The sequence below is a fragment of the Streptomyces abyssalis genome (assembly GCF_001751365.1).
GTDB classification, from domain to species: Bacteria; Actinomycetota; Actinomycetes; order Streptomycetales; family Streptomycetaceae; genus Streptomyces; species Streptomyces abyssalis.
Genome location: NZ_LJGT01000038.1, coordinates 871,483 through 890,516 on the forward strand (window position 1 = coordinate 871,483; position 19,034 = coordinate 890,516).

Here is a 19,034-nt window from a genome sequence, read left to right on the forward strand (position 1 = left end):
CTGCGGCCGGAGAGCACGGCCCGATAACCTGCGGGGCAGAAGCGACCGGGCCCGCAGGGGACACAGGCAGGGGGAAGACCCGGTCCGTACGCCGACCACCGTCGAGGAGATGGGCGCATGCTGACCAACGAGCGCCTCTGCCGACTGCATTTCACCTCACGCGACCTCCCGCGCATCCGCATCGAGGTCGAGGAGTGCGCGGCCTCCGCGGGGCTCGCCGAGCCGCGCAGAGGCGAATTCGTGGTCGCCGTCGACGCCGTGGCGACGAACGCGGTCGAACACGCGGGAGGCACCGGCCGCCTGGTGATGCGTCACCTCGCGGGCGAACTGGAGTGCCGCGTCGAGGACTCGGGGCCCGGCTTCTCCGAGGACGTCATCCCCGAACTCGCGCCCGGCGTGGCCGGAGCCACCGCCGGCCGCGGGCTGTGGCTGGCGCGTCTCGTCACCGACAGGCTCAGCGTCGAACCGGCGGGGCCGGATTCCGGCGCGGTGGTGACGCTGGCCGTGAAGCTGCCCGGCGGCTGACCCGGGCAGGCCCGCTCCCCTCCCGTCAGGTCCCGTCAGGTCCCGTCTCGTCACGTGGGCTGACGGCGCGCCGGGACAGCCCTTAGGGGTGAGCCCTACGAGTTGTACCGGATCGGCCACAAAGCCCGTCCCAATCTCCCGGGCCCGGCATCGACGGCCCGGGGACAAGGTACGTTCGAAGGCGTGGCTGGTTTCAGGATCGGACGCGGCCGGGGCTCCCGGAACGCGCAGCAGCAAGGGCAGTACCGCGGACCACAGGGGCGGGCGCAGGGCGCACCGGGCCCCGGCCCGGGGGCGTACGGACAGCGCCCGCCGGAGCAGTGGCCACGCAGGGGCGGCCGCCACGGCGAGCCCGAGTACTTCGGTGAGCCGCACGGCGCACAACCGCACCCGGGGCACGGCTACGGACCGGGTCACGGAGGCCAGGGCCCCGGTCCGGGCGCCCCGGGTCAGGGCGGCAGCGGTCCCCAGTTCGGCCCGGGCCCCTACGCCGCCGGCAACGGTCCGGCCCGTGGCAGCGGCCCCGCCGACCCGTATGCGAACTCCTCGGGCCACACCCGCTCCTTCACCGTCCCCGACCCGTTCAGCGCGCACGGCGCCTACGGCCCGGACGACGGCTACGACTACAGCCGCCCGGCACCGCCCCCCGGCCCCCGCCTGCACTGGAAGGAGCTGCTGAGCGGCATCCTGCTGCGCCCCAGCGACACCTTCTGGCAGATGCGCGACCACAGCGTCTGGGGCACGGCGATCATCGTCACGTTCCTCTACGGGCTGCTCGCGATCTTCGGCCTCGACCAGGCCCGCGAAGAGGTCATAAACGCCACCCTGTCGAGCGCGATCCCGTACGCCCTGAGCACGGGCATCGCGGTGGTCCTCGCCGGCCTCATACTCGGCGCGGTCACACACACCCTCGCGCGCCAGTTCGGCGGCACCGGCGCATGGGCGCCCACGGTCGGGCTGTCGATGCTGATCATGTCGCTGACGGACGCGCCGCGCCTCCTCGTCGCCCTCTTCCTCGGCGGCACGGCCCCGGTCGTACAGGTACTGGGCTGGGTGACCTGGGTCGCCTCGGGCGCACTCTTCGCGATGATGGTCAGCCGCTCCCACGACCTCCACTGGGCGCGGGCGCTGGGCGCCTCGGCGGTGCAGCTCGTGGCGCTGCTGGTGCTGATCAAGCTGGGCACGCTCTAGGAGCTGAGCTCAGGTACGCGGGAGCCCTGGGGCCTCTGGTGCTCCGGGGCTCCAGGGCCGCTAGGGCGGCGGGCCACCGCCGTCCTCGCCCTTCCCCTCCTCCCGGTCCTGCCGCTCGGCGCGGCTTCCGGGCCCCTCCGGCGGATTCCCGGGGTGGAACCGCTCGTAGTGGGTGGTGGCGATGCGCTGCTCATGGTGCGTGTTGATCAGATGCAGCAGCAGCGCCGCCAGCGCGATCAGCACGAGGATGACGCCGACGGTGACGAGTATGTCGAGCATGGCCGCTCCTCCTCCCCTCGCCTCTGCTGTGGCTCCGGCACGCACGCGTTCACGTACGTACGCACGTGACGCGGGTGCCCATTTCGCCCGCGGAACACAGCACGCTCCCGTACCAGCCGGGTGAACGGCCCGGCCCCGGCACGGTGCGGCCCGGCAACTCCTCGCTGAGAACGGGCACTTCGCACCCGGAACAAGCAGGCCGAAAATCCCCGGAGGCGAAGTATTCTCAGTATTCTCGGCCTCTCCCTGTGAGGATTCGGTCACTGCCGGTCAAAGTCGGACAGGGCCCATCGGACCGACTCGTCGTGTGCCGGTCGCGACGCAGGGGCGGACGCAGAGGGGCGGGACGCAGGGGCGCGCCCGCCGAGGCGGGGAGGGGGCGGAGAGATGACCGAGGTGTTCGTACGGCGACTCAGCCGGTGGCAGGCGGACCGGGAGCGGGAGGCCGTCGCCGACTTGTACGTGGAGGCGTACCGGGGCACGGCCGGCGAGCAGTTCCACGACCGGCAGGAGTATCTGCGCCGCCTCGGGGAGCACGTGCAGCGCACCGGCTTCGAGCTGGTCACCGCGAGCACGGGCGGGGCACTGGCGGGCAGCGTCTACGGCTACCGCCCGGAACGTACGGACGAATGGTGGCACGGCCTGCACGGCGAACTGCCCGCGGACATGGCCGAACTCACCGCGTCCGGCCGGGCGTTCGTGATGACCGAGCTGATGGTGCTGCCGTCCTTCCGGCGGCGCGGCATCGCCACACGCCTCCAGGAGCACCTGCTCACCCCCGCGGGCATCGGCCTCGCCGTCACCCTGATCGACCAGGAGGACACCCCCGCCCGCTGTGCGCTGACCTCATGGGGCTGGGAGAGCCTCGGGAAGATCACGCCCTCGCCGGACCGCCCGCCGCTGGAGGCCTGGACCCGGCGTCGCCCCCGGTAAAGAACAGTCGTAAGGCCTGGTGGGGGGCCTGGTGGAAGGCCTGCGGAGGGAGCGGGAGGCCCGGGAACCCGCCGGTAGTACTCTGGGAAAAAATGGGCGACAACGCCCATTCCTAAATCGTTGGGCCTTTTTCAACGCATCAGTGCTTCGAAGCTCGAAGGCGGCGGCCGGACTGCGAGCCGTCCGGCTGTCCACTCCGTCAGATCTCTCCGGGCCACAGAGGGGCGGACACCATGAGGGTCGAACCGAGCATCCCGGACACGGCACGGCATGTGTCCGACGCACCCGGCGCATCCGGCGTGCACATCGCGGGCAGCGCGGACACCGAGCCCAACATGCCGACCGTGGACCTCTCCGCGCTGAGCGCCCTCCATCTCCCCGTCGAACCGGGCCTGTTGGCGCTCCGCCTGAAGTCCGAACCGTCCGGCGACGGGCTCTTCGACGGCGCATGGTGGCCGCACTCCCGCGACATCCACGCCGAACTGCCGGGGCTGGTGACCGTATTGAGCGAGCACCTGGGGCCCATCGACCGCATCGGCCTGGACGCGGACGCCTGGGACGGGCTCGGCGAACCCCTCTTCGTCGACGGCAGGCTCATACAGATCGACTGGTTCCCGGTGGGGGACGACACGGTCATCATCACCCGCGGCGGCCTCGACAACTTCTCGCTCCTCGCCATCTCCCCCGAAGCCGGCGTCGACGAGGCACACGCCGCGATGACCATGGCCACGCACATCGGCAACACGGAGACCGGCCAGCAGATCCTCGTCGCGACCGGCATCGCGCGACCGGCGTGGCACGGCACGACCGAGTGAGGCGTGAATAGGGGCCGGAGCCGGACGCGGAGCCGGACCCGGGCCGGGTCCGGGCCCGGACTACTCGCCCGGCAGGGCCTCCCGGATCGCCTTCACGGCGGCCGTCGGGTCGTAGTCCTCGGGGACGCCTTCCACCATGATGATGTCGCCCTCGATGTGCCGGGAGCGCAGCGGCGCGATATCCCGGTACGCAGGCGAGTCCCACCACGCCCGCGCCTCGGCGATCCCCGGGAAGCCGATCATCACGACGTGCCCGGGCCAGCTGCCTTCCTTCACCTCGTGCTGCGTGGCGTGCACGAGGTAGCGCCCGCCGTGCTGCTCGAAGGTGGCGGGGAGCCGCTCGATGTACTCGGCGATCTCCGGGTGCGGCTCGGCTTCCTGCAGATGAGCGATGACGTAGGCGGGCATGGCGTCCTTCCGGTCGGCCGGGCTCCGTACGCCGAGGCTGCCATGCCGGCGCACACGGATCGATGACCTGACAGGTCATGGGATCCGGCAACCCGGACCGGCGCCGCGCACACATCCTGCGGTACCCGGCCGGACAAGCGGGTCAGAGCGCTTCCTTGTTCTCCTTCGGCGCCTCTCCAGACGTATGTACCGGAGGTTCCACGCTCCACGGGAAGTTGATCCACTCATCGGTACGCCGCCACACGTACTCGCACTTCACCGCGGACTGCGACTTCTCGTAGATCACCGCGCTGCGCACCTCCGCGACGTGCTCCGCGCAGAACTCCTGCACCAGCTTCAACGTCCGCCCCGTGTCCGCGACATCGTCCGCGATGAGCACCTTCTTCTCGCTCAGGTCCACGACGTTGGGTACGGGCGGCAGCATGACCGGCATGTCCAGGGTCTTGCCGACCCCCGTGTAGAACTCGACGTTCATGACATGCAGGTTCTTCACGTCCAGCGCGTAGCCGAGCCCGCCCGCGACGAACAGGCCGCCGCGCGCGATGGACAGAATGATGTCCGGGTCGTACCCGTCGTCGGCGACGGCCTGCGCCAACTCCCGTACCGCCTGCCCGAACATCGGGTACGTCAGGTTCTCCCGCTGTTCACCGCTCACGCCCGCCCCTCCCTCTCGATCGGCTCCGGTCAGACCTGCGTCCGGTGGAAGTTCATGTACGAGCGCGAGGGGGTCGGGCCCCGCTGCCCCTGATAGCGGGAGCCGTTCGGCGTCGACCCGTACGGATGCTCCGCAGGCGACGTCAGCCGGAACATGCACAACTGCCCGATCTTCATGCCGGGCCACAGCTTCATCGGCAGCGTCGCCACGTTCGACAACTCCAGGGTCACGTGGCCCGAGAAGCCCGGATCGATGAAACCCGCGGTCGAGTGCGTCAGCAGGCCGAGCCGCCCCAGCGAACTCTTCCCCTCCAGGCGGGAGGCGATATCGTCGGGCAACGTGATCACTTCGTACGTCGACGCGAGCGCGAACTCACCGGGGTGAAGGATGAAGGGCTCGTCACCCACCGCCTCGATCAGCCTTGTCAGATCGGGCTGTTCGACGGCGGGGTCGATGTGCGGATACCGGTGATTCTCGAACACCCGGAAATAGCGGTCCAGTCGGACGTCGATGCTGGAGGGCTGCACCATCGCGGGATCGTACGGATCGATCCGCACCCGGCCGGCGTCGATCTCCGCCCGGATGTCCTTGTCAGAGAGAAGCACGGGCCAGAGACTACGCGCCCAGCGAGGGGCCGGCCCAATCGAACCTGCCCCACGGCTGCGCACGGCGGGCGAACCGCCCGCACTCGTCCGTACTCGCCCGTACTCGCCCGGGCAGCTACCGCTCGCGGCGCGCGGGGCGCGGCACGTACGGGGCGTCGGGGTCCGAAGCGTCGGGATACGGAGCGTCGGGCGCCGGCCCTGCGCCGGGTGCCGCTGCCGACGCCGTTCCCGGTGCCTGGACCGGGACGGCCTGCCGCAGACGGGCACACCGCGGACACCGCAGCAGCCGCCCGGGACCGATGCGCCCGCTCCGCAGGTTCTGCATCGGGAACGTCGAGGTACTGAACACGTGCCCCTCGGCACACTGAACGACGGTGGCCTCCATCGCTCTCCTCTCCCCAAGTGCGTGGTCGCCAAGTATCTGGTCGACGAAAGCCACATTAGGGGATCAAACTGACAGCCTTCCGCCCGGCCGCCCACACATACGCTACGCCCCCAACTCCCTTGCCCCGAGGGCACGGACCCCGTGCCGGAGCAGCAAAAAGACCCCTCGCTCCGGTGCGGCGGGGTCTGTCATGAGGTAGAGTATCGGGCGTTGAAGCCGATGATCGAATGGCTCCTCGCGGGTGTAGTTTAATGGTAGAACATGAGCTTCCCAAGCTCAGAGCGCGGGTTCGATTCCCGTCACCCGCTCCACGACAAAGGCCCAGGTCACAGACCCGGGCCTTGTTTGTTGTCTAGACCGCTCTAAGCGTCTTGCACCAGATCCGCACCAGAAGGCGCGTCGCCGTCCCCCTGCGCCGCCTTCTTCCGCTCAGCGCGTACCCGTGCGTCGATCCCGCCGGCCACCTCTTTCTGTCGCTCCTCGTTCGAGTGCTGATAGATCAGCGCGGCCCGCTCGGAGGACTGGCCCGCCCGGACCATCGTGTCCTTGAGCGTGGCGCCGCTCTGCGTCGACAGGGTGTGCCCGGTGTGACGAAGATCGTAGAAGCGGAAACCCTCGGGCATCCCGACCTTGGTCCGGGCGCGCCGCCACTTCCGGCCGAAGGAGCTTCGCCGGAACGGCGCGCCCTTCTCACCGACGAACAGCAAGCCATCCCGACCCTTCTCCGCGAACCAGTCGAGGTGCCGGCGGAGGTCGGTGCGGAGGAAGTCCGGCAGGACGACGAGCCGCACGCCCGCCTCGGACTTCGTGGGCCCGGTGGCCCGCTCTCCGGTGGTCAGTTCGGGTGAGGCCAGAGTGATCCGGAGCGTCATCGCGTCCAGGTCGACATCGCGGCGCCGGAGTTCCGCTTGCTCCTCGGGCCTCAGCGGGCCATACGCGCCGAGGTAGACCATCAGCTTCCAGCGCACGCCGATCGCGTTCGCGAGGGCATCCACCTGGTCCACGGTGGCGACGGGACGTTCCGGAGCGACCTCCTTGCCGGCTCCGCGAATCCGGCAGGGGTTCCGGCGGATCAGTTCATCGTCGGTCGCGGTCTGCATGATGGCCTTGAGCAGCCGATACGCCTTGGCGACCGTCGTCGGAGCTTCCGTCGCGGTCAAGCGCTCCGTACGCCAGGTACGGACGCGAGGTGAGGTGATCTCGTCCAGGTCGAGACCACCGAAGGTGGGCAGGATGTGCAGCCGGAGGAGTCGTCGGTACAGCTCGCTCGTTGTCGGCGACAAGCCGCGTTCCCTCACCCATTGCGAGGCGTACAGCTCGAAGTTGACCGCCCCGGCGTCCGGGTCCTGCCAGTTACCCCGAGAGAGGTCGGCTTCCACCTGTGAGAGCCAGACTTCCGCGTCGGTCTTGGTCTCGAAAGTCTGAGGCGCCCGGCGTTCCATCCCCTCTGGGTCCAGATAGCTCGCCGTCCAACGACCAGACCGGTACTGGCGAACGGCTCCGAAGCGACGCCGCCTCCCCTTGCTGTTTCCCATCAGGCAGCCGCCTTCCGGGCCCTGACCCGACGCGGGCGCATCGGCTGGACGGTTCTCTCCTCGATGTACGCGGCCAGCGCGCTCTCAGGGATGCGCACGTGACGGCCGACCTTCACGAAGGTGATGCGCCGCTCGGCGATCAGGCGGCGGGGGAATCGAACGGTGGTGCCGAGGAGTTCGGCGACCTGGTCGACGCTGAGGTACCGGTCCGTCATCGTGCGATCTCTCCTTCCGTGCTGGTGGCGGTTGGTGTGCTGGGGTCAGCGAGCGACGCGGACAGCCATTGCTCGATCGGGTCGAGGCCGGTTCCGACGAAGGACCAGTGCGCGAGAACGAGCGTGGTCTCTTCGCGGGAGCCGTTGTCGTCCACCGGCTGTGGATGGTTTTCGCCGCGTGCGATGGCGGCTTGGAGGCGGCGCCATTCGGCGCGGGCGGCGCGGAGAGCGCCGAGGGTGGTGGAGTAGCGGCGGGTCTTGGTGGAGAAGTGGCCGCGGAAGCCGAGCATGTGGGCCCAGGCCCGCAGCCGCAGGTGTGCCAGGTCCTTACGCGCACCGAGGGCCCAGGCGGTGCGGATCATGCGTTCCGCGTGCGGGTTGAGGTCGAGCTGGGCGAGTTCGCCGACGAACCTCAGACGGCGGTCGAGCGTCCCCGTGGCTGTCTCTGCGCCCTTGGTGGCGTACTTGGCGATGTACGCCGCGACAGCCCGGTCGGTCAGCTCTTGCCCGCCGTCGAAGTCGGGTCCGTGGATGGTGCGTACGTCGAGCTGACGGCCGAAGGCGAAGGAGTGCGCGCGGCCGTCGACGTCGGGGCCGGCCACGGTGGCCTTCCCGGCAGCGGCCTCGATGGCATCGGTCAGCAGCTCGGCAGTCGCCCAGGCCGGGGGCGAAGTGTCGCCACCCTCGGGCCCGTCGAGGCGGACCACGGCATGGAAGTGGACGGCACCGCGCTTCTGGTACTCGGCGACCTTGGCGAAGGACACGCGGGCGAAGTGCCGGAAGGCCCGCTGAGTGAGTCCGGCTCGCTTGGCGATCTCGCGGCGCAGGTAGATGGTGAAGCGCCGCCACAGGGCCCCGGCGTGCGCGTTCCACAGGACGGCGGCTTCGTAGTCGTAGCGGGCAGGATTCAGCGGCATCCCGAGGACGCCGTCGCCCTGGTCGTGACGCTTGCCGCACCGGCACCGGCGTACTGAACCACCGGGCCCGGTGGGCCGGTTGTGGACGGGGCCGAAGCTCGGAGCGGTGAACGTCGCGAAGACGCGCGGATGCGAAGTGACCGTCTCAGGCGTGCCTTTGCCGCCCCGCAGTCCGGCGGTGATCAGGTGAAACGTGTCACGGCGGTACGTCTCGGCGCAGGCCGCACAGCGGGTCGTGCGGCGGTTGCCGCAGCGCACCAGGAGGTGACCGGCAGGCATCTCGGCCGAGTTGAGGCGGTGCAGTTCGGCACCGATCACACCCGTCCTGGTGTTGAGGCGGTGTTCGGTCCGCTGGCCGGCAAGGCGTACGGGGTTGGTGCAGCCGCCGAGCGTGGAGAGCTGGCGGAGGATACCGGGCAGCGTCCCCGTTGAGGCGAGCGTCCCGAGTTCCTTGAGTGGGGTCGGGCTCTTGCGGGTGATGATGGTCTTCTCCTTTCGGCTTCGGTCGGAAGGGGCCGGGCTGCCGGGGCGGTGGATGCTTGGCGGTATCGAGACCGCCCCGGTAGCCGCTTCAGCGGCGGTGCTGGGAGCCCAGGAGCGAGCGCAGGACCACGGCGGCCACGGCGACGGATATGGCCGAGACGGCGACGGCGGTGAGCAGGGCCGTGAGGACGACGCCGCCCAGGAGCACGGTGGCAACGGCTCCTGTGCTGACCGAGGGCAGCGAACGGCGTACGGGCGCCGGGGCGGCCGGTTGGTGACCGTGGATGACGGGACTTGAACCCGCGACATTCGCCGTGGGGTCCTGCGAGAGCTGGGGCTTGAGCAGCATGGTTGGTTCTCCGTTCAGTCGTGGGTGCCGTTGACGACGTCGACCCCGTCGCGGGTGCCGTTGTCGATGGCGGGGGCGAGGAAGGTGTCGGCGAGGTAGAAGCCGAAGAGGGCGATCACGACGACGAGCCAGACGCGGACGCCGAGGAACTTCACGGCGCCCCAGGTGATGAGGCCGAGGACGACGACCAGGGGCAGAGTCACGTTCACGAGGTCAGGTCTCCTTTCAGCGGACGGGGCAGCGGTGCGTACGGGCGGCGAGTTCGGCGGCGGCGCGCGAGTCGTAGTCGGCGGAGAAGCCGCAGCGCGGGGCGGTGCAGGCGGCGGTGTGCTTCTCTCGTCCGCGGTTGTCGTAGGCGGTGCCGACCTGGACGGGGCCGACGCGGGTTACGCGGCGGAAGCGGCGGTTCATGGGCACGGCGAGTTCTCCTGTCTGATCAGGTGAGTTGGGCGGCGATCTGTTCGGCGAGCGGTGCGGGGACGCCGAGGCGGGCGCGGAGTGAGTCGGTGTCGATGCGGGCGCCGGTACGGGCCTGATGGGCGTCGGCGACCTTGCGTGCGTGCGCGACGAGGGCGGCCGGGACCGGCGGAGCGATGTCCGGCGGGGCGGGCAAAGGCGCCGGCTCCTCAGCCACCGGCTCAACGGGAGCTGTGGACTCCTGCTCGGCAGTCAAGACGGGCTCCGAACTCTCCTCCGCAGCAGGCTCGTTCGAGCCGTGGGCGAGAAGCGTTCCGCCGAGGAAGGCCAGGGCGGGCCACCCGGCGACGAGGATGCGGAGCCAGTCAGGGACGTCGTTCAGGTCGAGGAGGCCGGCAGTGGAGACGTTCGCGCCGAGCGACGCAGCCAGGGCGATGAGGAACCAGCACCAGCCCGCCGCCTTGTCCTTTCCGGACCTCAGCCGCCGCCACGCGGCGACCAGGAGCAGGTCGACGGAGACCGGATAGGCCCACGCCTTCCAGCCGTCCTGTCCGGCAGCCGAGGCCAAGTCGTGCAGGTGCGCGAAGGACAGCGCGGCGGCGATGACGGCCTGGACGAGTACGGCGTCGACACGAGCCAGTTGTGCACGCACAGGGAGCCTCCTTTCTGTGTTCAGGCATGGGAGGGGTAGGGACGTGGCGTGAGGCGGTCACGCCGACCGGGTGAGGGTGTGGATCAGTCCGTGACGGGCCAGGGCTTCACGAGCGAGATCGGCCGCTCGACGGGCTGAGCCGGAACCACGGGCCGGAAGCGCTCCAGCGCGGGCACGTCGGGCACCAGGTGCGCGGCTTCCTGGCAGACGGCGGCAGCATCGGCCAGCGACAGGTACGGCGTACGGATGCGGGACCAGCCACCGGAGGTGTCACCGGCCACGGCCAATCCGGGCCGCTCCGGAGCGATGGCGCAGGCAGCCTCGACCGCTTCCGGGGCGATGTCACCGAGCGCCATTTTGGCCGAGGGCTCATCGTTGACTCGGTGGCAGACGCGGCCGGAGAGCTGGGCACGGAGCATCGTCGCTCCCTTGCCCAGTTCGGCACCGAAGCGCTGGCCGCACACCTCCAGGTAGATGCCGGCGGCGCGTCCGAGCTGGGCGAGCCGGATGAGCTGGGTGACCATCTCGTCCCGCCTCTCCTCGTCCTTCCGCGTGGCGACGAGGAAGAGTTCGGCGATCTCGTCCACGAACAGCACCACCGGCACCGGCCGTTGATGCTCCGGCAGCCCCCACACGTCCGAGGTGATCTCCTCGTCCGGCGTACTCGGAGCTATCCCCTGCCGGGCTTTGATGAGGTCGTAGCGCTCCTCCATCAGCCGCACCAGCACCGGCAGCAGCTCAGCCGCCTCACCCGGCTCGGTCGCCAGCGCCGACAACCGCGAGGCGAACGGTGCCAGCTCCACCCCGCGCTTGCAGTCGATCCCTGCCAGCGCCACCGGCTGACCGGCGAGCCCGGCGACCAGGTGCCGCAGGTACATCGACTTCCCCGACAGCGTGGCGCCGAGGGTGAGTTGGTGGGGTATCGCGCGGTAGTCCCGTACGAACGCGGTAGCGTCCTCCCGCAGAGCCACTGGCACCCGCAGGAAGCCGCCACCCGCCTTACGAGGCATCCGCACCCGGTCCAGCACGTCGAAGCCGACGAGCCGCAGTTCGACCACACCGGGCTTGACCACGTCCACGTAGACGGCATGAACCCCCCAGGCGTGACGCAGCCGTTCAGCCGAGGCCGCCACGTCCGCCGGTTCCTGACCCGGAGCGAGCCGCAACCGCAGCCGCATCCCCGTCGAGGTCGGCCGCAGCATTCCGCGGCGAGGAGGCACCGGCCGCACCTCGCGACGAGTCGTCGCGCGTGTGGCCAACACCCGCAGCCGGGACGGCGGAACGGTCAGTCCGCAAGAGTCCATGACCGACCCGTACGAACCCAACAGCCGGGCCACCGACACCGGCAAGCCCACCGTGGACCAGTACGCGGCCGGATGCCGGGCCCGGAGGTAGGCGGCCCCGCCACCAGCAACGGCGAGGGGACCACCCACCTCCATCATGGTCATCAGTTCCGACATCAGGTCAGGCCCCCACACCGGCCGGAACGGCACCAGGGGCGACAGCCGCCGCCCGGTAGGCGATGCCGTGCCGCTGCTGCCCGTTGAACACCGAGTCCCACGGCCGGGCGATCAGTCCCGGCAGCGAGACCGGAGCGCCGAGCGTCAGCCCGTCAGAGACGCCGCTTTCCGGCACGGTCACATGGATCAGCGAGGACTCCCCTTCGTCGATGTAGACGACGCCGACCTTCATCAACGCCTCACCGCTGACAGCGTCCTTGGCGATCTCGCCGGTCTGCCGGTCCCGCACCTTCGGCTCAGGCACCTCGGTCAGCAGGATCGTGGCGTTCTCGGTCTGCACACGGATGGTCTTCAAGGTCTCTTCTCCTTCAGTCACAGCCGGGACCATCAACGCCTAGTCGTCTAGACAAGATGCGTCATGACAGCCCCGATTCGGTTGGGAACACGAACCACTGTGCCACATGCTTGCCCACTCGTCTATACGAGTATGCCTCTGCGTGTGTACAAGTCCCGGAGAAGAGGCCCCACTTGCAGCGCACCGGCCTCCGAGACTCGTCAGGTTGCCGGGAGTTGGTAGGCGAGGACGTAGGCGTCGGCAGCCATCACGGTGTCGCAGACCTCCACCGCACGCCCCTCGGTGTCGTACGCGGTCCGCACCAGGTGAATGACCGGCACACCGGAGGCCAGCCGCAGCGTCTTCACCTCATCCGGTGCCGGCATCCGGGCCCGTACTTCCTCGTCGAAGTGCTCCAGGCGGTGCCCCAGTTCTTCCAGTCGGGCGTAGATGCCGCCGGGGCCGGGGTTCGGTTCGGCGATCGGGGTGTTGCGGGCGATGTCGAGCGGCAGGTACGAGGTGGCGAACTCGACCGGCTTGCCGTCCATCAGGTACCGGCGCCGGCGGGCGAGGACCTTCCGTGCTGACCCGAGCCGGGCGGAGATCTCCGGCGTGGAGCGCTCCTCGCGCACCTCCAAGCTGTCCACCTCGGGACGGCTCCCCGCGGCTTCGGCCTCCACGGTGAACGCGGACTTCCCCTGATCACGGTGACGCCGGGCGAAGCGATCCGAGGCCAGACGCCGCACCGGTGGCCGGGGCCGCACGAAGACCCCACGACCGTGCTCGGAGGAGACCAGCCCTTCACTCTGAAGGATGGAAAGTGAGTTGCGGACGGTCATCCGGGACACCCCGAAATGCTCGGTCAGCTCCGCTTCGGAAGGCAGCTTGGCACCCTCCTTGAACCGCCCCTTGTCGATGGCTTCCCGTAGTTGGTCAGCGATCTGCCGGAACACCGCGCGGTCACTTGTCGGGTCCAGCGCTCCGAGAACGCCGGAGGGGAGAGCCGCCATGTGTACTCCTTCAGATATCTAGACGAGAAGCTGAGTGTCATTGCTACGGTGGGAAGCCTAGCCAGCAGAGGGAAGCCGAGGAACGTGAGCACTGTAGAGCGCCCCCATTCCGTGAGCGTCGCCGGAGTCATCGTCGACGAGCACGGCCGGGCCCTCCTGATCCAGCGCCGTGACAACGGCCAGTGGGAGCCGCCCGGTGGCGTGCTCGAACCGGGGGAGACCATCCCGGATGCTCTTCAGCGCGAAGTCCTCGAAGAGACCGGCTTCAAGATCGCGCTTCCGGCGACCCTCACTGGCGTCTACAAGAACATGTCCGGCCTGATCGTCTCGCTCGTCTTCCGCTGCGAAGCGGTCGACGGGGCCCCGACGACAGGGGAGGAGACCTACGCACTTCGCTGGGCGACCCGCGAAGAGGTCTCCGAACTGGCCGACGAGGCATACGCGATCCGCGTCCTGGACGCTCTCGACGCAACATCCCCGCCGGCCGTGCGTGCGCACGACGGCGTGAAACTCGTCTAGCTCTAACTCACTGTCCATAGCGGCCACCAGCACGAAGGAACTTGTATGCACGAGTATACGAGCACGGTGCGGATCTGGGAACTCTCCTGCCCCGGTGACTTGGAAGAGATCGGCCGCGCACGCCGATGGACGCGCGACATCCTCAGCGACAGCGACCATGCCGACGACGCGGCACTGATCGTCACCGAGCTGGGCACGAACGCCTTACTCCACAGCGCCAGCGGCAACCAGGGTGATGGCTTCAACCTCACGATCTCCCGCACACCACAGACGGTCTCCCTGTCCGTCACCGACTCCGGCGGCACACGGACCACACCCCACGTGGAGCACCCCGACGAGAACGACACCCACGGCCGCGGCCTGGCCCTCGTCGCCTCACTCGCCCGACGCCTCCACGTCTACGGCGACGACGAACACGGCCACACCGTCACCGCCGAACTCAAGGCCGGCCTCCAGCCATCACCCGACGTCCCTCTCACCCAGGGCTACTGGTGCGAATGCACGGTCAACGGCGGCACTCTCGGCGCATTCGATGCCACCAGCGCTGAACAAGCCCTTCGGTGGGTCCGCATCAGCCTCATGACGATCGCGATCGCCCTGGACCACGAGCCCTACCGCCAGGCCCAGCACTGGAAGGCCCACGAGCAGCCGCAGGCTCTCGAAGCGCTCCGCCGGGGCGAGCCCCAAGACCTCACCCTCAAGCACCGCACCACGCAGATCACTTGGACGGCCCGACCAGTCACATTCCTACCGTTGGTCCACCGCCAAGGCAGGACGCTCCCCTCATGCACGCAACGCCACTCGACCGCTCAACTCAGCTTCCTCAGCGGTGAGTAACAACCTTCTTTGCTACTTTCAAGGGCTCGCTCCGCTCGCCGCGCGGCCCGGCTCGCCGCCGGGCCGACGCTCCTGTCTCCGCCCCGCTCCGGCCCGGCCGCCGTACCGCGCGCGGACGCGGCCCAGAAGAGAAGAACGGGTGCCGGCGGGGTCAGTCGGCTCCACGGCTTTAGGCCCTACGTTCTTGGTGGGTCCGGTCCGGCCATTCGTAGGGTCGGTGGGCCCGAGGGGCGTCGGGTATGGCTCGCTTTAGGCTGCCGATCATGGCTTTGGCTGCTTGGCCGCCCGACGCTCTGTGACGACTCGGCCGCTGATTAGGACGTGCGAGTTCATCGCTGTGTAGGGCCAGGCCGGCGACGTCGTCTCACGGAACCACTGAGCGTCGAGTACGGAGGTCGCCATGTCCCAGGTCTGGGCCGGAGTGGACGCGGGAAAGCTTCACCATCACTGCGTCGCGATCGACAGCGAGGGCAACCGGCTGCTCTCCCGCCGGGTGGCCAATGACGAACCGGAACTACTGCAGCTGCTCAGCGATGTCGGCACCCTCGCCGAGGAGCAACCGGTCACCTGGGCCATCGATCTGGCCGACGGCCCGGCAACACTGATGATCGGTCTGCTCACCGAACATGACCAGCATCTGCTGTATCTCCCAGGTCTGAGCGTCAACCGCGCCGCCAGCGGCTACCGCGGCAGCGCCAAGACCGATGCTCGTGATGCAGCCGTCATCGCCGACCAGGCCCGTATGCGACGCGACCTTCACCCCTTGCGCAAGGGGGACGACGTCACCGCCGAGTTGAAGATCCTCACTGCCCACCGAGCCGACCTGGTCGCCGACCGCACCCGCAACACCAACCGCCTGCGCTCGCTTCTCACCAGCGTCTTCCCGACCCTGGAACGCGCGTTGGACCTGACCACCATCGGCCCGCTGACGCTGCTAACCGGCCACCAGACACCCGACTCCGTGCGCCGAACAGACCACAGCTCGCTGGCCAGTTGGCTGCATTCACGCAAGGTCCGCAATGCGGCACGGCTCGCCACGACCGCGATCGAAGCAGCCGCCAAGCAGCACATCACGCTGCCCGGACAACAGTTGAGCGCCCGCATCATCCGACGCCTCGCCGAAGGGGTCCTCGAGCTCAGCAAGCAGATCAAGGAAGCCGACGCCCTCATCGCGGACCGCTACCGCCGCCACCGGCATGCCGAGATCATCACCACCCTGCCCGGTATCAGAACCCAGCTGGCCGCTGAATTCCTCGTGGCCACCGGCGGTGACATGGCCGCATTCGAGACAGCCGACCGACTGGCGGGCTTCGCCGGCCTCGCACCCGTACCACGCGACTCCGGCCGCATCCGTGGAAACCTGCACCGACCCCACCGCTACCACCGCGGACTCCAGCGCGTCTTCTACCTCTCCGCGCAGATCAGCATCCAGCACTGTCCGGAATCGCGACGCTTCTACGAGCGCAAACGAGCCGAAGGAAAACGCCACACCCAAGCAGTCCTCGCCCTCGCCCGCCGACGCGTCAACGTCCTGTGGGCCCTCCTCCGCGACCACCGCCGCTACCAACCCCCACCGCCCGTCAGTCTCGCCGCCTGACCAACCAACCACTTGACCAACCGCATTAGGAGGCAGCCACCTTGGGGCGAGCCTCCAAGATCAGGGGCTCACTTCGGGCTATTGCGGGCAGGTCAGGAGACTGCCCGAATCGCGGAAAGCTTACGAGCCCCTGATCTCTCGCCCCAAGGCAGCTCCAGCCCAAAGCCGCTCCGTAAGTTGTTCGGCGGTCCGGGAGGGTCGGGTGTGGCTTTAAAGCCGCTTGCCTTCGGTGGCTCCGGTGGAGTGGCCGCCCGGCTCTCCGGGACGCCTGCCTGCTGATTGAGATGTGCGAACCGGTCGCTGCTTACGGAGCTGACAGCGGGTGTTCCTCGGACCGACACCACGTCGCCGAGCCGAGGAGACGCTCATGGCAAAGCAGTTGACCCAGATCTGGGTCGGCATTGATGCCGGCAAGGCCCACCACTGGATGACCGCGGTCGACGACGCCGGTGCCGCAGTGTGGAACCAGAAAGTCCCCAACGACGAGAGTGCGATCCTCGACGCCCTCGGCAGCGTCCTTGCCCTTGCCGATCACGTGCACTGGGCCATCGACATTGCCGGCACTGCCTCCGCGCTTCTGCTGGCGCTGCTTGCATCCCACTGCCAGGAGGCCGTCTACGTGCCTGGTCGGACAGTCAACCGCATGTCCGGCGCCTATCCAGGTGAGGCCAAGACCGATGCCCGCGACGCCTATGTCATCGCAGAAACCGCCCGTGTCCGACGGGACTTCACCAGCATCGGTGTCAGCGCTCAACTGGCCGCCGACCTTGCCCTCCTCACTGCACACCGGTCCGACCTGATCACCGACCGGGTCCGCATGGTCAACCGGCTCCGCGACGTGCTCACCGGGATCTTCCCCGCACTGGAGGCTGCCTTCGACTACTCCGACCACAAAGGTGCCCTCACCCTGCTCACCGGCTACCAGACTCCGACGGCCATCCGCCGCCGCGGCCTCACTCGTCTTACGACGTGGCTGACCCGCCGGAACGTGCGCAATCCTGCAACCGTCGCGCACACCGCCGTCCAGGCCGCAGATGCTCAACACACCACGTTGCCCGGCCAGCAGGTCGCCGCGGACATCGTGGCCGACATCGCCCAGCAGATCCTCGACCTCGATGAACGCCTCAATCGCATCGACAAGCAGATCCGCTGCACCTTTCGCAGCCACCCTCAGGCTGCCGTCATCGAATCGCTGCCCGGCATGGGACCCATCCTCGGCGCCGAGTTCATCGTGGCTGCCGGGGACCTGACCTCTTACGCGAACGAAGGCCACCTCGCCTCCGCGGCCGGCCTGGTCCCCGTCCCCCGCGACTCCGGACGCCGCACCGGCAACCTGCACCGGCCCCAGCGCTACAGCCGACGCCTTCGCCGCGTCTTCTACCTCTCAGCCCAGACCAGCATCATCCGCGAAGGGCCCAACCGCGACTACTACCTCAAGAAACGAGCCGAGGGCGCACAGCACGTCCAAGCCGTCATCGCTCTCGCCCGCCGACGAGTCGCAGTCCTCTGGGCACTCCTACGCGACAACCGGCCCTTCACTGCGATGCCACCACAAGCGGCTGCGACAGCTTGACTCGCTCATTGAGACTCCGCCGACCTACTCTCACTCGTTCTGTTGCCCGAGCGCATGCATTCTAAAAACCAGGATCCGAGATAACACAGCAACCGCTTGACTGACTTCACTCGATTCGGGTTCGCTCAACGAGCGCCCGTGCACTGCATCATTTCTAATCTTGCGCAGTTTAACGAACAGATCCACGTCGGATTGACTTACTGGAGCGCCATCAATAGCGACTCGGCGTCTGAACTTAACAATAAGCGGAGGACTATTAAGATCTCCCAGGAGAATTCCCAAACGACTGGATTTCTCATCATTGTCAAGCTTCGGCATAGCTTTGCGGATGGCCTTCATTTCTGATTTCGAAAAGAGTCGAGGTACCGAGGTGTCCCCAACGTAGAATTCAATTGCCTCCCAGAGCGCCAGTACGCGATCTAGATCGTCAATCCCCTTTGCCGCCCTCGCGCAAGACACAATTGCTTGGCGAATATTCATTGGTGCCGCACGAAAGAGTGAGGGCTTCGTCAAGCCTGCATGCTTTTGGGCCAATTCTAGATTTCCTAGATTGACCTCCTGTTTGGGAATTCGCAGCCATCTCCTGTGCGTACTCAATCCTCGCAGGTACACGAACCGCCCTCTAGATGGGCTCACGAACATACTCGCTCTGTCCCAAGAATGCAGGGTCCCATCCGGTAGCGGTGGTACGGAATAGCGTGATCTTACGGTAAGCCACGAAAGGCATAGATCGATCTCTTGAATTCCGACTTTCTCGGCGGAAAGCATCAGCCTGTCGGTTACATAGGCTACGGCATAGGCCTGAAACCCACGAAACTCTGACGCAAAGCCTTCCGGGTCGGGAATGGAGGTCAACTCTACAGCGCTCTCGCTAGCGATGGTCACTGAACCGATTCGGATAGGATCCTGGACTTCGATTCCCCGGATGGGACATACGATTTCGAACACCTCACTCCCGAGGTCTTCAATTCCTTGAACCCTTATCTGATCGTCACGAAGGCCACCGCCTCTTGCCAACGTGTAGATCATTTCTGCTCCAGGGACCCCGACCGTTGCCATAGGAGAAATTCGACGCTCTGCGAACTCTGGACGCGCGCTACAGACAACTTCAATGCAACCATTCGAAAGGAGAGCCTGCACCGCGAACCCAGTGAAAATCCGCTGTGCAGCATCACCACCAATTTCCCGTTCCACAGTTACTTGACTACTGAAGTCGACTCTACTGATAACCGACGACATGGGATTCAGGACGATCCGCGCTTCAGTTATCGAGTTCAGTTTCCCAGTAACAGTGATCGAAACTACGGCCGGGCTTACATCGACAGCTCCGAAGCATGTAA

At 67.8% G+C, this 19,034-nt stretch carries 23 protein-coding genes and 1 tRNA gene; 9 read left to right on the forward strand and 15 right to left on the reverse strand.

All coding sequences use genetic code 11. From position 1 onward, the window contains the following. Window positions 1–117: 117 nt before the first annotated feature. The gene (locus AN215_RS11060; protein ID WP_055486769.1) at window positions 118–525 is read left to right on the forward strand and encodes an ATP-binding protein; all 408 of its coding nucleotides are present in this window, start codon (window positions 118–120) and stop codon (window positions 523–525) included. Between the two features lie 183 nt (window positions 526–708). Then, window positions 709–1,716: a Yip1 family protein gene (locus AN215_RS11065; protein WP_070012804.1), complete on the forward strand. Its 1,008-nt coding sequence runs from the start codon at window positions 709–711 to the stop codon at window positions 1,714–1,716. A gap of 60 nt (window positions 1,717–1,776) precedes the next feature. On the opposite strand, the gene AN215_RS11070 is transcribed toward AN215_RS11065, so the two are convergent. Beyond that, window positions 1,777–1,995, reverse strand: coding sequence for a hypothetical protein (locus AN215_RS11070; protein WP_070012803.1), 219 nt, complete (start codon window positions 1,993–1,995; stop codon window positions 1,777–1,779). Between the two features lie 387 nt (window positions 1,996–2,382). Between AN215_RS11070 and AN215_RS11075 the strand changes: the two genes are divergently transcribed. Together AN215_RS11075 and AN215_RS11080 are read left to right on the forward strand one after the other, a co-directional pair. Then, window positions 2,383–2,928: a GNAT family N-acetyltransferase gene (locus tag AN215_RS11075; RefSeq protein WP_070012802.1), complete on the forward strand. Its 546-nt coding sequence runs from the start codon at window positions 2,383–2,385 to the stop codon at window positions 2,926–2,928. A gap of 233 nt (window positions 2,929–3,161) precedes the next feature. After that, window positions 3,162–3,743, forward strand: a complete 582-nt coding sequence (locus AN215_RS11080; protein WP_245694391.1) for a DUF5994 family protein — start codon at window positions 3,162–3,164, stop codon at window positions 3,741–3,743. 60 nt (window positions 3,744–3,803) lie between these two features. Here AN215_RS11080 and AN215_RS11085 read toward each other — a convergent pair whose 3' ends face one another. The 3 genes from AN215_RS11085 to dcd form a co-directional block, all read right to left on the reverse strand. After that, a complete protein-coding gene (locus AN215_RS11085; protein WP_070013810.1) occupies window positions 3,804–4,151 on the reverse strand; it encodes a DUF1330 domain-containing protein in 348 nt (115 codons plus the stop codon). Between the two features lie 142 nt (window positions 4,152–4,293). Continuing rightward, complete coding sequence (locus AN215_RS11090) at window positions 4,294–4,770, reverse strand: phosphoribosyltransferase (protein ID WP_216093875.1); 477 nt, start codon at window positions 4,768–4,770, stop codon at window positions 4,294–4,296. 65 nt (window positions 4,771–4,835) lie between these two features. Continuing rightward, entirely contained in the window at window positions 4,836–5,411 is a 576-nt protein-coding gene (gene dcd, locus AN215_RS11095) for a dCTP deaminase (RefSeq protein ID WP_070012800.1), read from the reverse strand. A 622-nt stretch (window positions 5,412–6,033) separates the two neighbouring features. Here dcd and AN215_RS11105 point away from each other — a divergent pair. Next, window positions 6,034–6,107, forward strand: a tRNA-Gly gene (locus AN215_RS11105). A gap of 51 nt (window positions 6,108–6,158) precedes the next feature. Here the strand turns inward: AN215_RS11105 and AN215_RS11110 are convergent. From AN215_RS11110 to AN215_RS11155, 10 genes are all read right to left on the reverse strand, one after another. After that, window positions 6,159–7,331: a tyrosine-type recombinase/integrase gene (locus AN215_RS11110; RefSeq protein WP_079122892.1), complete on the reverse strand. Its 1,173-nt coding sequence runs from the start codon at window positions 7,329–7,331 to the stop codon at window positions 6,159–6,161. Then, a complete protein-coding gene (locus tag AN215_RS11115) occupies window positions 7,331–7,546 on the reverse strand; it encodes a helix-turn-helix domain-containing protein (protein ID WP_070012797.1) in 216 nt (71 codons plus the stop codon). The genes AN215_RS11110 and AN215_RS11115 overlap by 1 nt, the downstream gene beginning before the upstream one ends. Continuing rightward, window positions 7,543–8,883 (reverse strand): replication initiator, encoded by a 1,341-nt coding sequence (locus AN215_RS11120; protein WP_070013809.1) that lies wholly within the window; start codon window positions 8,881–8,883, stop codon window positions 7,543–7,545. Before AN215_RS11120 ends, AN215_RS11115 begins: the two co-directional genes overlap by 4 nt. Before the next feature lie 151 nt (window positions 8,884–9,034). After that, a complete protein-coding gene (locus AN215_RS11125; protein ID WP_245694392.1) occupies window positions 9,035–9,295 on the reverse strand; it encodes a SpdD protein in 261 nt (86 codons plus the stop codon). Window positions 9,296–9,309: 14 nt separating this feature from the next. Next, the gene (locus AN215_RS11130; RefSeq protein WP_070012796.1) at window positions 9,310–9,504 is read right to left on the reverse strand and encodes a hypothetical protein; all 195 of its coding nucleotides are present in this window, start codon (window positions 9,502–9,504) and stop codon (window positions 9,310–9,312) included. A 16-nt stretch (window positions 9,505–9,520) separates the two neighbouring features. Beyond that, the gene (locus tag AN215_RS11135) at window positions 9,521–9,712 is read right to left on the reverse strand and encodes a mobile element transfer protein (protein WP_070012795.1); all 192 of its coding nucleotides are present in this window, start codon (window positions 9,710–9,712) and stop codon (window positions 9,521–9,523) included. A 19-nt stretch (window positions 9,713–9,731) separates the two neighbouring features. Beyond that, window positions 9,732–10,364, reverse strand: a complete 633-nt coding sequence (locus tag AN215_RS11140; RefSeq protein ID WP_070012794.1) for a DUF2637 domain-containing protein — start codon at window positions 10,362–10,364, stop codon at window positions 9,732–9,734. 83 nt (window positions 10,365–10,447) lie between these two features. Then, the gene (locus AN215_RS11145; RefSeq protein WP_070012793.1) at window positions 10,448–11,824 is read right to left on the reverse strand and encodes an FtsK/SpoIIIE domain-containing protein; all 1,377 of its coding nucleotides are present in this window, start codon (window positions 11,822–11,824) and stop codon (window positions 10,448–10,450) included. Between the two features lie 4 nt (window positions 11,825–11,828). Further along, window positions 11,829–12,179 (reverse strand): SCO3933 family regulatory protein, encoded by a 351-nt coding sequence (locus tag AN215_RS11150; RefSeq protein WP_028433706.1) that lies wholly within the window; start codon window positions 12,177–12,179, stop codon window positions 11,829–11,831. A 200-nt stretch (window positions 12,180–12,379) separates the two neighbouring features. Continuing rightward, window positions 12,380–13,168, reverse strand: a complete 789-nt coding sequence (locus tag AN215_RS11155) for a GntR family transcriptional regulator (RefSeq protein WP_070012792.1) — start codon at window positions 13,166–13,168, stop codon at window positions 12,380–12,382. A gap of 111 nt (window positions 13,169–13,279) precedes the next feature. Between AN215_RS11155 and AN215_RS11160 the strand changes: the two genes are divergently transcribed. From AN215_RS11160 to AN215_RS11175, 4 genes are all read left to right on the forward strand, one after another. Then, window positions 13,280–13,687, forward strand: coding sequence for an NUDIX hydrolase (locus AN215_RS11160; protein WP_070012791.1), 408 nt, complete (start codon window positions 13,280–13,282; stop codon window positions 13,685–13,687). A 45-nt stretch (window positions 13,688–13,732) separates the two neighbouring features. Next, window positions 13,733–14,524, forward strand: coding sequence for an ATP-binding protein (locus tag AN215_RS30860; protein WP_079122893.1), 792 nt, complete (start codon window positions 13,733–13,735; stop codon window positions 14,522–14,524). A gap of 400 nt (window positions 14,525–14,924) precedes the next feature. Then, window positions 14,925–16,121 (forward strand): IS110 family RNA-guided transposase, encoded by a 1,197-nt coding sequence (locus tag AN215_RS11170; RefSeq protein WP_070012790.1) that lies wholly within the window; start codon window positions 14,925–14,927, stop codon window positions 16,119–16,121. Between the two features lie 367 nt (window positions 16,122–16,488). After that, window positions 16,489–17,694, forward strand: a complete 1,206-nt coding sequence (locus AN215_RS11175) for an IS110 family RNA-guided transposase (RefSeq protein WP_070012789.1) — start codon at window positions 16,489–16,491, stop codon at window positions 17,692–17,694. Between the two features lie 30 nt (window positions 17,695–17,724). On the opposite strand, the gene AN215_RS29535 is transcribed toward AN215_RS11175, so the two are convergent. Further along, window positions 17,725–18,888 carry a hypothetical protein gene (locus tag AN215_RS29535; RefSeq protein ID WP_139140718.1) on the reverse strand — a complete coding sequence of 388 codons (1,164 nt, stop codon included), beginning with the start codon at window positions 18,886–18,888 and terminating at the stop codon, window positions 17,725–17,727. Between the last annotated feature and the right edge of the window lie 146 nt (window positions 18,889–19,034).

Coding starts and splice junctions, on each gene's coding strand:
- AN215_RS11060 (WP_055486769.1), top strand. CDS start 118: ATGCTGACCAACGAGCGCCTCTGCCGACTGCATTTCACCTCACGCGAC.
- AN215_RS11070 (WP_070012803.1), bottom strand. CDS start 1,995: ATGCTCGACATACTCGTCACCGTCGGCGTCATCCTCGTGCTGATCGCG.
- AN215_RS11075 (WP_070012802.1), top strand. CDS start 2,383: ATGACCGAGGTGTTCGTACGGCGACTCAGCCGGTGGCAGGCGGACCGG.
- AN215_RS11080 (WP_245694391.1), top strand. CDS start 3,162: ATGAGGGTCGAACCGAGCATCCCGGACACGGCACGGCATGTGTCCGAC.
- AN215_RS11085 (WP_070013810.1), bottom strand. CDS start 4,151: ATGCCCGCCTACGTCATCGCTCATCTGCAGGAAGCCGAGCCGCACCCG.
- AN215_RS11090 (WP_216093875.1), bottom strand. CDS start 4,770: ATGTTCGGGCAGGCGGTACGGGAGTTGGCGCAGGCCGTCGCCGACGAC.
- AN215_RS11110 (WP_079122892.1), bottom strand. CDS start 7,331: ATGGGAAACAGCAAGGGGAGGCGGCGTCGCTTCGGAGCCGTTCGCCAG.
- AN215_RS11115 (WP_070012797.1), bottom strand. CDS start 7,546: ATGACGGACCGGTACCTCAGCGTCGACCAGGTCGCCGAACTCCTCGGC.
- AN215_RS11125 (WP_245694392.1), bottom strand. CDS start 9,295: ATGCTGCTCAAGCCCCAGCTCTCGCAGGACCCCACGGCGAATGTCGCG.
- AN215_RS11145 (WP_070012793.1), bottom strand. CDS start 11,824: ATGTCGGAACTGATGACCATGATGGAGGTGGGTGGTCCCCTCGCCGTT.
- AN215_RS11155 (WP_070012792.1), bottom strand. CDS start 13,168: ATGGCGGCTCTCCCCTCCGGCGTTCTCGGAGCGCTGGACCCGACAAGT.
- AN215_RS30860 (WP_079122893.1), top strand. CDS start 13,733: ATGCACGAGTATACGAGCACGGTGCGGATCTGGGAACTCTCCTGCCCC.
- AN215_RS11170 (WP_070012790.1), top strand. CDS start 14,925: ATGTCCCAGGTCTGGGCCGGAGTGGACGCGGGAAAGCTTCACCATCAC.
- AN215_RS11175 (WP_070012789.1), top strand. CDS start 16,489: ATGGCAAAGCAGTTGACCCAGATCTGGGTCGGCATTGATGCCGGCAAG.